The sequence below is a fragment of the Vibrio sp. 10N.222.49.C12 genome (genome assembly GCF_041475025.1).
Classification (GTDB): Bacteria; Pseudomonadota; Gammaproteobacteria; order Enterobacterales; family Vibrionaceae; genus Vibrio; species Vibrio crassostreae_C.
Window position 1 is genome coordinate 118,998 of the sequence record NZ_JBFRVF010000055.1, and the last position, 203, is coordinate 119,200.

A 203-nucleotide genomic window follows, 5' to 3' on the forward strand; every position below is an offset into this window, starting at 1 on the left:
CCTGAAATAGAATCCGGTGTGAAGGCATTATCTGGATTATCCACGTCAGTACTGGTTAGCGTACCTGAGGTAGTTACCGCTTTGTCGGTTTCATCGATGGCAACGGTCGCACTGCTGACAGTAGCGGCGTCGTTAGTGCCGTTAATCGTCACTTTGATGGTGGACGGTGTGCCATCTACAGACGACACCGTGAAGGTTTCTTC

General features: G+C 50.7%; 1 protein-coding gene. It reads right to left on the reverse strand.

The window, feature by feature from the left end; all coding sequences use genetic code 11:
• A partial coding sequence (locus AB4583_RS16505) for a VCBS domain-containing protein (protein WP_372118378.1) occupies positions 1-203 on the reverse strand: 203 nt, incomplete at both ends.